Origin of the sequence: Mesorhizobium sp. LNHC229A00 (assembly GCF_000502415.1) — a bacterium.
GTDB lineage: Bacteria > Pseudomonadota > Alphaproteobacteria > Rhizobiales > Rhizobiaceae > Mesorhizobium.
The window spans coordinates 512,081-526,777 of sequence record NZ_AYWQ01000003.1; the positions used below are offsets into that span (position 1 = coordinate 512,081).

Genomic DNA, 14,697 nt, shown 5'->3' on the forward strand with positions numbered 1-14,697 from the left:
GAGCAATCCTGACATGGCAAATGCAGCAGAAATTCTCGTCGATACACTCATCGCCTGGAACGTCGAGGTGGTGTTCGGCTTGCCGGGAGACGGCATAAACGGCGTCATGGAGGCACTGCGCACCCGGCAGGACAAGATAGCCTTCGTGCAGGTCCGGCACGAAGAGTCGGCCGCCTTCATGGCATGCGCCTATGCCAAATGGACGGGAAAGCTAGGCGTCTGCCTAGCCACATCCGGGCCGGGCGGAACGCATCTTCTGACCGGCCTTTATGACGCCAAGCTCGATCAGGCTCCGGTGCTCGCGATCACAGGCATGCAGTTCCACGACCTGATCGAGACGTTCACTCAGCAGGATGTCGATCTGACGCGCGTGTTCAACGATGTCTCCGTCTATAATGCCCAAGTCGCCGATGCCGCGCATATGGAAAACGTTGCCAGCCTCGCCTGCCGAACCGCGCTGGCGCGCAAAGGCGTCGCCCATCTATCAATTGCCAGCGACATCCAGGAGCAAGAGGCCGAGCCCGCCAAGCGCAGCAAGCGCAATCGTCCGGCGCACACGCCGCAGCAAATGTTTTCCGGCCACAGCATGCCGCTGGACGCCGAACTCGACAAAGCTGCCGCCATTCTGAACGAAGCCACGCGGGTGACGATCCTGGCCGGGCGCGGCGCGCTCGGCGCGGCCGCGGAACTTGAACATACCGCGCATCTGCTGCAGGCGCCTGTCGCGAAGGCCTTATTGGGCAAGGCGGTCCTTCCAGACAACCATCCTCACACGACCGGCGGGATCGGCATCCTGGGAACCCTGGCTTCGCAGGAGGCGATGGAAACCTGCGACGCGGTGCTGATCGTCGGCTCCAGCTTCCCCTACATCGAATATTATCCGAAGCCCGGGCACGCCCGTGGTGTCCAGATCGACTGCGACGCGCAGCGGATTGGCCTGCGCTTTCCGGTCGAGGCCGGTCTTGTCGGAGACGCCGCCGAGACATTGCGCTCGCTCAATCAACGTCTGACGCAGAAGCCTTCCGGTGAATTCCTGCAGCGCTCCCATGAAACGATGAGAAGATGGCGCGAGATGATGAGACAGTCGGAGGACGCGCGGGCGCAACCGTTGAAGCCGCAAACCATTGCCCGTGCGTTCGGACAAAGACTGGCCGACGACACGGTGTTGGCCACCGACTCCGGTCAGAACACGGAGCTTGCCGCCCGCCATGTCGATCTGCGGAGCGGCCAGGCGTTTGGCGTGTCCGGAGCGCTGGCATCCATGGCCAGCGGCCTTGCCTACGCCATCGCCGCCGGCATAGCATTTCCCGGTCGACCGATCGCAGCTATCGTGGGCGATGGTGGTTTTGCCATGCAACTCGGCGAATTCTCGACGGCTGTGCGCTACAAAATTCCGCTGAAGACGCTAGTCATCAAGAACAACATGCTCAATCAGATCGCCTGGGAGCAGATGATGTTTCTGGGTAACCCGCAATTCGGTTGCGAACTGCAGCCGATCGATTTTGCCATGGCGGCGGAAGCGATGGGCGCGAGCGGTTTTCGCATCGAGCGGCCCGATCAGATCGAAACCGTTCTCGACGAGGCCTTCGCGGCCGAAGGTCCGGTTGTGATCGAAGCACTGGTCGATGCCTATGAGCCACTGATGCCGCCCAAGATGCCGTCGGACTACGCCAAGAACTTCCGCCAGGCCTTGCCACAGACGCCGGGGCACGAACGCATCGAAGAAAATATCGCCCGGGAGCCGGCGAAGTCGATGATGGAGGGCTAGAGCAATTCCAGTGAAAGTGCGAAGCAGTCTTGCGTTCAACTTGCAGCCCCGCTGATGTGAATCCGGCCGGCCTGATCTATGGCCGAGCCGCACTGCTCCTGGCCGCGTTCTGGATCAGAACAAGCGGGCGGCGGCGGGCTTCGCACCTGCCCATCGGCTAGGCCCCGCTCCCGTGGGTGTGCTGAAGAATGGCCGTCCCACATCTTCCAGTTCGCCTTTCTCGGGTGCAGCAGTGTTGCCAAGCATCCTTTTGCAACCAACCGCGTTGTGGCCTTGGCAACGATGGTGGATCTTTCATGGCAGGTTGCGCGCGTCCGTTTACCCGCCTTCGTAAGCGGAAACGACCGCTGATGCCGCTCCCCTTCCCACGGCCGAAACAGTTGGCCGGGACGGCGCCCATGCTGGTCCTGGGCGGATGCAGCGACTGGCAGTCCACGCTCCATCCGCAGGGTGCGAATGCCCGAAGGATATTCGACCTGATCTGGTCCTTCAGTGCCGTTGCGGCGGGCACATGGCTGCTTGTCATGCTGGCCTTGGCGGCAGCGCTTCTGCGTCGCCGACTGGTCGAGACGACGCGCTTGCCATTTGAGATCGATTCCCGACAGGAACGTCGGTTTACGGGCGTTGTCGCAAGCGCCATCGCGTTGACCGTTCTGGTGCTCGCCATACTGACGACAATGAGCTTTTTCGCGGGCAAATCCATTGCGTCGCTCAGCGGAACGGAAACGCTTACCGTTCGGGTCACCGGGCATCAATGGTGGTGGGAGGTCCGTTACCCCCAGGATGAACCGTGGCAAGCGATCGTCACGGCAAACGAAATCCACATCCCGGTTGGAGAGCCGGTCAAGGTCGAGCTCGATTCGCTCGATGTCATTCATAGCTTCTGGGTGCCAAGCCTTGCCGGCAAACGGGATCTCATCCCGGGCCGGCCAAGCGAGCTCACGCTTATTGCCGATAAACCCGGACTCTATCGCGGCCAATGCGCCGAGTTCTGTGGCTACCAGCACGCCCATATGGCCATCACGGTCGTCGCCGAAAGCCGCAAAGCGTTCGATGCGTGGCGATCCGGGCAAGGGGCCGCCGCGCCGGCGCCCGCCGGTGACGAAGAACACCGCGGCCAACGGGCTTTTCTTTCCACCGGCTGCGCCCTCTGTCACACGATAAGAGGCACACCGGCCAGCGGAACGCTCGGACCTGATCTTACCCATCTTGCAAGCCGACACGCTCTGGCCGCGGATACTCTGGCCATGACCCCCGGGGCGCTTGCTGCCTGGATAGCCGATCCACAGTCCATGAAGCCGGGGGCCAAGATGCCGCGCATTGCCCTCAGCGCCGACGATCTCAATGCCGTCGTCACCTATCTTGGAACCCTGGAATGAGCGGCATTGCGGGAAACCCGGCCGAGCATAAACAGCAGGCCGTGAAAGGCGTACGGGACACCGGCCTGGAAGAGGCGAGGCTGCGCGCCTTTCTGGCGCATGCCTGGAGAACGCCGAGAGGCCTCCACGGCTGGCTGGTCACCGTCGACCACAAGCTGATTGCCCGACGCTATATCGCGACGGCTTTCTTCTTCCTCATCCTTGCAGGTCTGTCCGCCCTTGCGATGCGGTTCCAGCTTGCCCAACCCGAGGCCGGCTACATCGGTCCCGATCTCTACAACCAGCTGTTCACCATGCATGGCACGACGATGATGTTTCTGTTCGCCGTGCCGGTGATGGAGGCGTTCGCCATCTATCTGGTGCCGTTGATGATCGGCACCCGCAATGTCGCCTTCCCGCGCCTCAATGCCTTCAGCTACTGGGTTTATCTTTCCGGCGGGCTGATGATCTGGATCGCTTTTACCTTCGAAACCGGCGCCGACGCCGGCTGGTTCTCCTACGTTCCGCTCGCCGGGCCTGAATACGGCATCGGCAAGCGCCCCGATTTCTGGGCGCAGATGGTCACTTATACGGAAGTGTCCGCGCTCGCGGTCGCCGTCGAGATCATTGCGACAGTGTTCAAACAACGCGCGCCGGGCATGTCGCTCGACCGCATTCCGCTCTATGTCTGGTCGGTCCTCGTCACCGCTTTCGTCATTCTGTTCGCCATGCCCGCGGTGATGGTGTCGAGCACGATGCTGATCCTCGACCGGTTGGTCGGCACGAAGTTCTTCGACCCCGCCGCAGGGGGCGATGCACTTCTGTGGCAGCATCTGTTCTGGTTCTTCGGCCATCCCGAGGTCTACATCATCTTCATTCCGGCGACAGGTTTTGTCTCCGCGATCCTGCCGACCTTCGTCCGCCGCCCGGTGTTCGGCTATCTCGGGATCGTGCTGTCGCTGGTCGCGATAGGCTTCCTCTCCTTTGGCCTGTGGGTACACCACATGTTCGCCACCGGTCTGCCGCAGCTCGGCGAGAGTTTCTTCACCGCGTCCTCGATGATGATCGCCATTCCGAGCGGTATTCAGATCTTCTGCTGGATTGCGACGATCTGGGGCGGCCGGCCAATCTTGGCCACGCCCATGCTCTTCGTGCTCGGCTTCATCTTCACTTTCGTGATCGGCGGCCTGACCGGGGTCATGGTCGCCTCGGTGCCGCTCGACCTGCAGGTGCACGATACCTATTTCGTGGTTGCCCATTTCCACTACGTGCTGGTCGGCGGCGCCGTCTTTCCCCTGCTCGGCGCCGTCTATTACTGGTTTCCCAAGATCACCGGCCGCATGCTGTCCGAGAGGCTCGGCCGCTGGAATTTCTGGCTGGTCTTCCTCGGCTTCAATCTCACCTTCTTCCCCATGCACATTCTGGGCCTGCAAGGCATGCCGCGCCGCGTCTACACCTATCCGCCGGCGAGTGGCTGGGGCGAGATGAACCTGTTCATCAGCCTCTCGTCACTGGTGGTGTTCGCCGGCTTTGCACTTTTCTTCCTGAACATCCTGCTCAGCCTTCGCAACGGCCGCATTGCCGGAGACAATCCCTGGCAAGCGAGCACGCTCGAATGGGCGACGACCTCGCCGCCGCCTTCCTACGACTTTTCGCGGCTGCCGGTGGTAACCCATCGCGAACCGCTCTGGGCGGAGCCCGACACCCTCCCCGTCGTCGAAGGCTTGCGCGTCGATGCCCGCGAGGTGCTGGCCAGCACGGTCGCCGACGCGGTGCCGCGGCTGAGGGTGCCATCGGCCGACAATTCGATTTGGCCGTTGCTGTCGGCCATCGCGGTTGGCGGCGCATTTCTCGCCTCGATCTTCACGCCATGGGCGGTGGTCTGGGGGACGATACCAGCTTCGGTCGGCTTCATCTGCTGGTTCTGGCCGAAAGGCGAACCGGAGGACGAGGAATGAGGCATCGTTCTGTCGCCGATGTCAGCCACCTGCCCACATATGATTTCGGGGCGGCGAGCCCTATGTGGTGGGGAACCCTTGCTTTCATCGCCCTCGAGGCGACAGGTTTTGCGCTGGCGATCGGCTCTTATTTCTATCTGGCCGTGCTGGCCCCGCACTGGCCGATCGGAGTGCAGGCGCCGGATCTGCTGCCGGGCTCTACAGTATTGGCTATTCTGCTCGCGAGCATCGTACCCAACCATATGGTCGACCTTTGGGCGCGCCGTCAGGACCTCGCGAAGGTTCGCCTTGGCATGGTCGTCATGTCGATCGTCGGAATTCTTCCGCTGATCGTTCGCATTTGGGAATTTCCGGCGCTGCGGATTTCCTGGGATCAGAACGCTTACGGCTCGATCGTCTGGTTCCTGCTCGGGCTGCATACGACGCATCTTCTCACCGATGTCGGCGNCGTCATGTCGATCGTCGGCATTCTTCCGCTGATCGTTCGCATTTGGGAATTTCCGGCGCTGCGGATTTCCTGGGATCAGAACGCTTACGGGTCGATCGTCTGGTTCCTGCTCGGGCTGCATACGACGCATCTTCTCACCGATGTCGGCGACACCATCGTCCTTGCGGTTCTCATGTTCACGCCAAAAGGCAAGGCGGGCCGCCGCTTCAGCGACGTCTCGGACAACGCCTTCTACTGGGACTTCGTGGTTGTCTCATGGATTGTGCTCTATCTCGTCATCTACTGGGTTCCGAGGATGTGACATGCAGGCGACCCGCACCGGCGTTTCCTGGGCAGGCCTGGTCAGCGGACCAGCCGCGTGGGCGATAACGCTGCAGCTCGATTATTCCATTGCATTCTGGCAATGCCACGCCGGATTTCGTCCCACTGCCTTGTTCTCGCTGACGGGTGCGGCTGTCGCCATGGCAGGCGCGGTGCTGTCGTGGCGCGCCGTTCGCGACCGAAGCCATGGCACGAGCCCGGCCTCGAAGGCGCGCACGCGCGCGTTCCTGGCCAGGACTTCGGTTGGCGTTGGCGCGCTGTTCACCCTCGTGCTGCTGGCACAGACGTTGGCCGGGCTGACGTTCAGCGGGTGCGAGCTGTGAGGATGCCGCGGAGCCTGCGATCGGCGATGCGCCGTAGCAGGCGTGCGCTCTGGCTTGCGGCGGTTGCTCCAGCCCCGGCCGTCATCTCCCGGTCGATCGCGGCCTTGCTGGCATCGTTGGCGCTTTGCACGCAACCGCGGGCGGACGAAATCCGGAAGGGTGAATATCTTGCCAGGGCGGCCGACTGCATCGGCTGCCACACATCCAACCCGAGCCGCCCGTTCGCCGGAGGCTATCGCGTGCCGACGCCGTTTGGCGACGTCTATTCCACCAACATCACACCGGATCTCGACACCGGCATCGGACGTTATTCCGCGGACGAGTTCGTGCGGGCCGTGCAGAAAGGGGTGAGGCGCGATGGAGCCAATCTTTATCCCGCCATGCCTTATGACAGCTTCGCCGCGATGAGCCGCGAGGACGTGCTGGCGATCCGGGCCTATCTTCTGGCGCAGCCACCGATCTTCCAGCCGCGCCCGGCAAACATCCTGCCTTTTCCGTTCAACCAGCGCTGGACACTGGTGCTGTGGAAGCTCGCGAACTTGCACAGCGGCGGCTTCGCACCGGATCGGAGCCGAACCGCCGCATGGACCAGAGGGGCCTATCTTGTCGAAGTGCTCGGCCACTGCGGTGCCTGCCACACGCCGCGAAATGCGACATTCGGCATGGATGAAAATCGCGCATTTGCCGGCGGCAATGCCGGCATCTGGCGAGCCTTCAACATCACCAGCGACAAGATCGCAGGCGTGGGTGGCTGGAGCGATGAAGAGCTGTTCCGCTTTCTCAAGACCGGCGCGGTGCCACGAAAGGCGTATGCAAGCGGTCCGATGGCGGAAACGGTCATGAACAGCCTGCAGCATCTTTCGGATGACGACATCCATGCCATGGCCGCCTATCTCAGGGACGTTCCTGCCCAATCCGGAGACGAAAAGCAGCCGCGCTTTTCGTGGGGCAATACGCTGGGGGTCGCGGATAGTGCTGGAAGCAGCGGGGCGGCGCAAGGCAGCGGGGCCGCGGCCGGCGGCGATCTCTATCGGTCGCTCTGTTCGGGATGCCACGGGACGAATGGAGGCGGATCAGCGGACGGCTCCGCTCCATCACTGACCCACAACACCTCCCCGGGCGCTGCCATGCCCGACAATGTCGTCATGACGATCCTTGAAGGCGTCAAGGCCGGTGACGTCGCGGGACGCAAATCAATGGCGGCCTTCGGCGGCTGGCTGGACGATGGCCAGGTGGCGATACTTGCAAATTATGTGACCGCGCATTTCGGAAATCCAGACGCCCGCGTTACGGCGGCCGACGTGCGTCTGATGCGGGCAGGCACGTCGACAGGGCGGACAGTCATGATCCTGGCGGGACAGGCGCTGGCGGCCAGTGGCGCCGTATTGCTGCTTGCTCTGCTTACTTTGCTGGCAAAGCGCCTGCGCTCAGCTCATGTGCGCCCATAGAGATAGGCGGTCATATCGCGCATATACTCTGCAGCAAGAACACCGCCCGATAAGTCGCCCCAGGGCGAAGAGCGACTTCGGGCGGCGCTCCGAGCCTCTGGCTCATTTGTTGCAGTTCTGCACGTTCGACGTCGTGTTGCCGCTGGCAGTGTTGTTGTCGATGTCATTGCCCGCGGCATCCTTGCAGCGGTCGGTCATGCCGTTCGACGAGTTTGTCGAATTTGTCGTGCTCGGGTCGGCGGGCGTGGTCGTCGCACCGGAGCCTGTGCCGACGCCGGTGCCGGTCGTGGTCCCATTGCCACCACTGGTGGCGCCGGACGTCGAGCCTGAACCATTGCTGGATCCGGTGCCGTTCGACTGTGCCATTGCCGACGTGGCCAGAGCGACCGTAAGCACGGTTGCGGAGAGAAGTTTGGTGATCATTGGAGCATCTCCTTTGCTTGTGTACTGCCTCCACCAAACCTGTCTTTCCCGGATATGTTCCGAGTGAAACGTTCTTCAGCGAAATTCTTGCGGGCTGAGTTGTGGTGCCGATGCGGACGCTTTCGACGCGCCTGGGTTTGCGTGCAGGGGTCGGCGATGGGCATGTCAGCTGACCGGAACGGCAGGTCCGTTCGGACGGGATCACGACCGCGCCGCAACGTTCGGTACGATCTTGCCATTGCAGATGGCGACGATGGATTAGTTGAGCTGGCCGAGGATTCCAGAGCTGTTGGCCAGGACAAAACTCCAGTAGATCTGGAGCACTATCGTGCAGATCGCGGCCAAAGAAATCGGCACTCCGAAAGGCACCACACCCCTCTTGTCGAGATGCTGGACGTAGACGCGGAAGGCACTTTGAGGCAGCAGGAGCGGGTTCTTCACGACCAAGGCCGTGGCGAGCGCGAAAACCATCAGCAGCAGCGAAAATACCGTCAGGCCACTACCGCCGATCAGAAGCGGCACGACCGCCAGCAGCTTTACGTCGCCGGCGCCGATCTTGCGTAGCAACCAAAATGGGAAGAGCGCCAGAAACAGCAACACGCCGGCCACCGCGCTCAAGCCTATATCCCACCAGGACCGGGATTGAAGCGACAAAAGCAGAAGCGATCCGATCCCGAGGCACAGCAGCAACAGGACGTCACGGTTCGATATTTTCTGGGTGGTGAAGTCGAGCCAGGCAATGCGTGCGAGCAAGCCCGCGGCCAATACCTTCAGCAGCATGGCTTCGGTTAGCAGCACGTTCAGCGCTCGATGTTCTGCACACTGGAGGAGAGCAGCTTCAGATTGTTGGCCACGGTTGGATCGTTGGGCGCCAACTCATAGGCTTTCAGGAAATTGCCGCGCGCGTCCTGCAGCTTGCCGCGCAGCAGATCGGAATAGCCGACATTGTTGTAATATTCAGGGGACGGCCCCATCAGCTTGAACGCACGCCCATAGGCGCGGTCGGCAAGGTCGAAGCGGTGGATGCGGTCACAGGAAGCGGCCAAACCCATCCAGGCGCCGCCGTCATTGGGCGCCAACTGCGTCGCCTTGAAGAACAAGGCACCGGAATTGCCGTAGTTTTCGGCGCGGAACTGGTTCTTGGCCTCCGCCACGGCCTGGTCCGAGGCGTAATATTCGACGTCGCCGACGGTCTTCAATCCGTCGAAGGCGTCGCCAAACGACGTCACGTCGCCTTTCGAGGGTTCGTTGGTGCGCACGACACCGCCAGTGGCGTCCACGCCGTTTGTCTGGCAGCCGGCTAGGGCTGCCATCAACAGACTGGCGGCGACGACGGTTGCGAGGCGCATTGGCCCGGTCATTTTTATCCCCCAAGAGTCCTGCAACTCTATCTTAGAATCAAAGCATATACTCATTTAGAAGAAAATGCCCTTCATGCGAATGATTACCGGCAACATGATGACCATCATGACGACCGGGAAGATGCACAATCCCAACGGGATCATCATTTTGACGGGAAGAGAATTGGCCCGTTCCTCGGCACTCAAAATTCGTTGCCCACGCATCTCCGCACTATAAACACGCAAAGCGTCGGTGAGGCTGGTGCCCAATTCTTCCGACTGGCGAAACAGGACGGCAAGCGCTCTCGCCTCATCAAGGCCAATGCGGTCCGAGAGTTCGCGCAATGCCTCTCGCAGCGGCTTGCCGGCGCGCAGTTGCAAATTCATGATCGAGAGCTGGATTCCAAGCCATTTGTGGGTGGCGGCCATTTCATGGCTGACGCGTTCGACTGCCCCCTCAAGGCTCATGCCGGCATCGGCACAAGTGATCATCATATCCATGAAGTCGGGGAAGGCTCGACGATAGATTTGTTTCTGGCTGTTTTCGAAACGGTCGAGCAGAATGGAGGGAAACACCATGCAGGCGAGGCCGAACAGGGCAGAACCAGCAAGGGTGATGAAACCCGGCAGGTGCGGCGGCAGAACCCGCGACAGGAGTGCATACATTGCCAGAAAACCGACGCAGACCGCGACAAGGCGGGACAGCGTATAGATCAGCGGGGCGCTCGATTTATAGAAGCCGGCGCGAAACAGCTTCGCTTCCAAGGCGTTTGGCTCTTCCCGCTCCTTCTCGATCGACTTGAAGTAGGCATCGACCGGCCGTTGCGCGGCAAGCTTGGCAAGCTGGTCTTGTCCGAGCATCGATCGGCGGTCTGTAATTCCTTCGCCCATCAGGCTCTGCGCGACGAGCTTTCGTGTCTGCAGAGCCGGCAGGAAGACAAGCGCGCCGAACAGGAAGAATGACACCGCCGCTACAAAGACGGCAATGGACACCAACAAGCCCAGATTCTGAATGTTCGAAAACAATTTTGTTCGTCGCCCCAGTCAAAAATCGAAAGTAACCATCCGGTACATGATGAAGTCGCCGAGCAGCGCCCACAACCCAAAAAGCAGGAATATCGGGAAGACGAGCGGGTTGCCCCAGACTCCGCCGTAATAGGCTGGAGCAAGGATTTGAAGTGTGAAGAACATCACGATAGGAAACAAGGAGATGATCCACGCGGAGACGCGACCTTCGGCCGAAAGCGCCCTGATTTTCATTCGCAATTTGTGCCGTTCACGCATAACCGAGGAAAGATTGGCCAGAATTTCGGTCAAATTGCCGCCCGTCTTGGCCTGGATCGACAGCGATACCGACAGCAGCTGAAGGCCCTCGAAGCCGACACGCTGCGAAAGCTTTCGCACGGCCTGCTCGATGCTGAGGCCAAAGGTGATCTCGTCGGAGACGATACCGAACTCGGTACCGAGCGGATCCGGCATCTCGCGCCCCACAAGACCAATCGCGACGGAAGCGGGATGTCCGGCGCGCAGCGAGCGAACAATCATGTCCAGCGCATCCGGCAGCTGTTTGGCGAACTTCCGGATTCGCCTATTGCGGGCACGCCGGAGAACGAGAAGCGGCAGGACAAGCCCTAGAACCAGAAAGACAATGAGCGATGCCAAAGCGGAAAAATTGAAGAGTACCAGCAGCAACGCCACCGCCAGCCCTGCAAGCAGAAATGTTGCGGCGAAGGTCAACGGATTTCCGGTGATACCGGACTGAGTATAGAGCCTGTTCAACCAGACCATACCGAAAAGAAAATCGCCCGAGTCCGTGAGCCCGCGCTCTCGCAGCAATCCCTGTAACGTTTGTTCGGCCGGGACGTCGCCAGCGAGCCGCTTCAATCGGCGATTGACTGCTAGAGACCGGGAGCGGCGGCCGGCAAATGAAAGATACAGGGCTTCGCCGGCCAGAATGACCGAAGCTGCCGCCAGCATGTAGATGAAGTACAGCAGAGCTTGACCGGTCGGCATCAGAGGGCGACCTGCGGGTTGAAGGCGTCCTTGGCAAAATGATGGCCAAGCGTCGCGGCCTCCGGAGCGAAACGCGGACGGACACCCGTTGCGCGGAAGTCTCCGACGACCTTGCCCTCGGCCGTGACCTCACGGCGGACGAAATGATAGATTTCCTGCAGCTGGACGACATTACCCTCCATGCCAGTCAGCTCCGATATGGAGGTGACACGCCGGCCGCCGTCCGAAAGACGTTGTGTCTGGACGATAATGTCGATGGCGGAAGCAATCTGCGCCCGGATTGAATCATGCGTCATCGGCATGCCGGCCATGCCCACCATCTGCTCCAGCCGCGAGATCGCGTCGCGCGGCGTGTTGGCATGAATTGTGGTCATCGAGCCCTCATGGCCGGTGTTCATCGCCTGCAGCATGTCGAAGGCTTCCTCGCCGCGAACCTCGCCGACGATGATGCGGTCCGGCCGCATGCGCAACGCGTTCTTCAGCAATTCGCGCTGGCGAACCTCGCCCTTCCCCTCGACGTTGGGTGGCCGCGTCTCCAGCCGGCCGACATGCGGCTGCTGCAATTGCAGTTCGGCCGCATCCTCGATGGTGATCAGTCGTTCTTTCGAGGGTATGTAGCTCGACAAGGCATTGAGCAACGTCGTCTTGCCGCTGCCGGTGCCGCCCGAGACCAGGATCGATTTGCGCGCCTGGACGGCGATCCGCAGCAGCTCGATCATCGGCGGGCGGATCGAATTGAATGCCATCAAACGCTCGAGCGAATAGGGGTTCTTGGAGAATTTGCGGATCGACACCAGCGGACCATCGACCGAGATCGGCCGCACCGCGATGTTCACACGTGAGCCGTCATCCAGGCGGGCATCGACCATCGGCGACGATTCATCGACCCGACGGCCAATATTCGAGACTATCTTGTTGATGACGCGCAGCAGATGCGCCTCGTCACGAAACCGGATGGCCGTCTCTTCGACCAAGCCGTGCCGCTCGATGAAAACCCGCTTGTGGGTATTGATCATTATGTCTGTGATCGAATCATCCTTGAGCAGCGGTTCGATCGGCCCAAGCCCGAGCATTTCGTCTGCCGTGTCGCTGGTCAGCTGATCGAGTTCGCGTGCATTCAACGGCACATTTCGATTTCGGACGAACTCGCGCACAATGGGGCGGATCTCATTCAGGATCTCGTCCTTGGAAGCATTTTCCAGAGCGGTCAGATTGAATCGATCGATAAGATGCCGATGAAGATCAACCTTGAGCGTCAGAAAATCGTTGCCATGCGATTCAATTTCGACTGTCGGGGAAAGAGCCAAAGCGGCAGTCGGTCCAGTCAGCGGCTCGGCCTTTGTCACGACCTGCTGCTCGCTTGGTCCCTTGATAAACCGCCCCAGCATAATCCCTTATACCCCTCCAGCGCACATTAGCGGAAACTAAACGTTAACCAAGCGACGCACAAGCGCCAGGGCGCCTCACGTGCCGGCAATACTTTCAACATAGTTAAGGAGCGCCCCGAAAAAATATCGTTTTTATTTATGGTCCCCGCGCTGCCTACCATGGCTGAGTGGATAAACTTCCAGGAGCGCCGTGTGCCCTTGGTGCTCTAACATGGGAATCCGCTCCATATCTGGCTATAACCCCCTAGATATAAAGGGATATGCTATGTTGCTAAATTAGTTTTGGTTCTATTAGGACGCATGCATAATTGTGAACGAATGGTTAAGGGCGCTTGAAAAATTAGACGAATCAAGCTCTTGCTCAAAATGAAGACCGCTCTCTTTTCCAAATTTCATGTATTGGGAAGTTAAGTAACTGTTAATCCCGTTTGACTCCGCAATTTCTCGGGACCTAGGATCGAGATGACGGGGGATGCTTGGGTATGGAGTTCATCCTTGGCTCTGTCTCGTCGGGTTCCAACCTCCAAAGGGAGAAATTGACATGAAGAAGCTCATGACGATGACCCGGCAGTTCCGCGACGACGAAAACGGCGCTGCCATGGTCGAGTATTCCATCCTTATCGGCATTATCGCCGTTGCATCGATTCTGACTGTCCTTGCCATCGGCGGCTGGGTGAACGGTCGCTTCTCGGCACTCTGCACCGCCCTCGACGCGCACCCGACTGGCAGCTGCAATGCTGCCACCGGCGTCGGCGGCTGATCGCCTGACACACTCAGGCCCGGATCGTTCGAGCCGGGCCTGAATTCGATCGCAGCGGGCGAATCCCGCATTGGGCTTGAGGCTTGGGGCATGCGCGCCAATACGCTTATCATGATCGTTCTCGCCGGCGTGTTCGGCGTTCTGGCAGTTGTGCTGGTCAATATCTGGCTGGCCGGCCAGCGCAGCGCCATGGCGCAAACGGGCCTCGTTCAAGGCAGCACAGTCGTCGTGGCGGCAATGCCGCTGAAGTTCGGCGATACGCTAAGCGCAGACAAATTGCGCGAGGTCGCGTGGCCGGCCGGCGCAGTTCCAACGGGGGCCTTTAAGACCACGAAGGAGGCTCTGGCGGGCGAAGGTACGAGGCAGGCGCTGCAGGCAATTAGCACCAACGAACCTGTGCTCGCCAGCAAGATCACTGGCCCTGGCCAGCGCGCCACGCTTTCGGCAGTGCTCAGCGAGGGAATGAAGGCGGTTTCCATCAGGGTGAACGACGTGCTCGGCGTTGCCGGTTTCGTCTTCCCAGGCGACCGGGTCGATGTCTTGCTGACCCGAACTGTTCGCGGCGACGATGGCGCGGACAAGAGTTTTGTCGACGTGCTGTTACAGAGTATGAAAGTGCTCGCCATCGACCAAGTCGCCGATGTGAGCAAGGACAGCCCTACAGTGGTGAAATCCGTGACGCTCGAGGCCAGCACCAAGGATGCACAAAAGTTAACCCTGGCTGCTGGCGCGGGCCAGTTGTCGCTCGCGCTTCGCCAGGCCGCCGCCAGCAAGGGCGAGACGACCGAACGCGTAACGCTGTCGGATCTGACCGGCGAAACGCCTGACGACGTTGCCAAACGGCAGGCCGACCTCGACAGGAAAGCCGCCGAGGATGCGCTCGCGGCGGCTGAGCGCAAACGCGCCGATGACAAGATCACCGGACTGACACAGGCCGTGGAGCGGGTGGGAAGCCGCCTTGACGAACTCGGGAAGGTGGGCCCGGCCCCTGCAGTGGTAGCGCCGGCTCCTGCACCAGAGGTCGTCAAGGAAGTGATCAAATATGTGCAGCCGGAGCCGCCGGCACGCGCCACCGTCGGGGTTTTCCGGGGCGTGAAGCTCGAAACCTATGACGTGCCGCGACAACCATAGAAGAAGTGCGCGATTGAA

The 14,697-nt window shown here is 60.6% G+C and carries 15 protein-coding genes; 9 read left to right on the forward strand and 6 right to left on the reverse strand.

Features of this window, described 5'->3' with window-relative positions:
* The first annotated feature begins 13 nt into the window (after nt 1-13).
* From X742_RS160315 to X742_RS160300, 6 genes are all read left to right on the forward strand, one after another.
* A complete protein-coding gene (locus X742_RS160315) occupies nt 14-1,768 on the forward strand; it encodes a thiamine pyrophosphate-dependent enzyme (RefSeq protein ID WP_023771288.1) in 1,755 nt (584 codons plus the stop codon).
* 398 nt (nt 1,769-2,166) lie between these two features.
* Nucleotides 2,167-3,147 carry a cytochrome c oxidase subunit II gene (gene coxB / locus X742_RS160310; protein WP_031240540.1) on the forward strand — a complete coding sequence of 327 codons (981 nt, stop codon included), beginning with the start codon at nt 2,167-2,169 and terminating at the stop codon, nt 3,145-3,147.
* Entirely contained in the window at nt 3,144-5,084 is a 1,941-nt protein-coding gene (gene ctaD / locus X742_RS160305) for a cytochrome c oxidase subunit I (protein WP_023771291.1), read from the forward strand. Before coxB ends, ctaD begins: the two co-directional genes overlap by 4 nt.
* The gene (locus X742_RS1000000175570; protein ID WP_023771292.1) at nt 5,081-5,833 is read left to right on the forward strand and encodes a cytochrome c oxidase subunit III; all 753 of its coding nucleotides are present in this window, start codon (nt 5,081-5,083) and stop codon (nt 5,831-5,833) included. Before ctaD ends, X742_RS1000000175570 begins: the two co-directional genes overlap by 4 nt.
* A 1-nt stretch (nt 5,834) precedes the next feature.
* The gene (locus tag X742_RS1000000171495; RefSeq protein ID WP_023771293.1) at nt 5,835-6,176 is read left to right on the forward strand and encodes a hypothetical protein; all 342 of its coding nucleotides are present in this window, start codon (nt 5,835-5,837) and stop codon (nt 6,174-6,176) included.
* Nucleotides 6,177-6,202: 26 nt separating this feature from the next.
* Nucleotides 6,203-7,624 (forward strand): cytochrome c, encoded by a 1,422-nt coding sequence (locus X742_RS160300; protein WP_198019190.1) that lies wholly within the window; start codon nt 6,203-6,205, stop codon nt 7,622-7,624.
* 102 nt (nt 7,625-7,726) lie between these two features.
* Here the strand turns inward: X742_RS160300 and X742_RS160295 are convergent, their stop codons facing one another.
* The 4 genes from X742_RS160295 to X742_RS160280 all read right to left on the reverse strand — a co-directional run bounded on the left by X742_RS160295 (nt 7,727) and on the right by X742_RS160280 (nt 10,152).
* Nucleotides 7,727-8,047: a hypothetical protein gene (locus X742_RS160295; RefSeq protein WP_023771295.1), complete on the reverse strand. Its 321-nt coding sequence runs from the start codon at nt 8,045-8,047 to the stop codon at nt 7,727-7,729.
* A 258-nt stretch (nt 8,048-8,305) separates the two neighbouring features.
* Nucleotides 8,306-8,845, reverse strand: a complete 540-nt coding sequence (locus tag X742_RS160290) for a prepilin peptidase (protein WP_023771296.1) — start codon at nt 8,843-8,845, stop codon at nt 8,306-8,308.
* Nucleotides 8,846-8,847: 2 nt separating this feature from the next.
* The gene (locus X742_RS160285; RefSeq protein WP_031240550.1) at nt 8,848-9,408 is read right to left on the reverse strand and encodes a tetratricopeptide repeat protein; all 561 of its coding nucleotides are present in this window, start codon (nt 9,406-9,408) and stop codon (nt 8,848-8,850) included.
* 54 nt (nt 9,409-9,462) lie between these two features.
* Nucleotides 9,463-10,152, reverse strand: a complete 690-nt coding sequence (locus tag X742_RS160280) for a type II secretion system F family protein (protein ID WP_245275511.1) — start codon at nt 10,150-10,152, stop codon at nt 9,463-9,465.
* A gap of 57 nt (nt 10,153-10,209) precedes the next feature.
* Between X742_RS160280 and X742_RS1000000175575 the strand changes: the two genes are divergently transcribed.
* A complete protein-coding gene (locus X742_RS1000000175575; protein ID WP_245275512.1) occupies nt 10,210-10,350 on the forward strand; it encodes a hypothetical protein in 141 nt (46 codons plus the stop codon).
* A gap of 81 nt (nt 10,351-10,431) precedes the next feature.
* On the opposite strand, the gene X742_RS160275 is transcribed toward X742_RS1000000175575, so the two are convergent.
* Nucleotides 10,432-11,400 (reverse strand): type II secretion system F family protein, encoded by a 969-nt coding sequence (locus tag X742_RS160275; protein WP_023771299.1) that lies wholly within the window; start codon nt 11,398-11,400, stop codon nt 10,432-10,434.
* Nucleotides 11,400-12,788, reverse strand: a complete 1,389-nt coding sequence (locus X742_RS160270; protein WP_023771300.1) for a CpaF family protein — start codon at nt 12,786-12,788, stop codon at nt 11,400-11,402. Before X742_RS160270 ends, X742_RS160275 begins: the two co-directional genes overlap by 1 nt.
* A gap of 541 nt (nt 12,789-13,329) precedes the next feature.
* Here X742_RS160270 and X742_RS160265 point away from each other — a divergent pair.
* Together X742_RS160265 and cpaB are read left to right on the forward strand one after the other, a co-directional pair.
* Complete coding sequence (locus X742_RS160265) at nt 13,330-13,548, forward strand: Flp family type IVb pilin (protein ID WP_023771301.1); 219 nt, start codon at nt 13,330-13,332, stop codon at nt 13,546-13,548.
* Nucleotides 13,549-13,638: 90 nt separating this feature from the next.
* Entirely contained in the window at nt 13,639-14,679 is a 1,041-nt protein-coding gene (gene cpaB, locus X742_RS160260; RefSeq protein WP_023771302.1) for a Flp pilus assembly protein CpaB, read from the forward strand.
* The last annotated feature ends 18 nt before the right edge of the window (nt 14,680-14,697 follow it).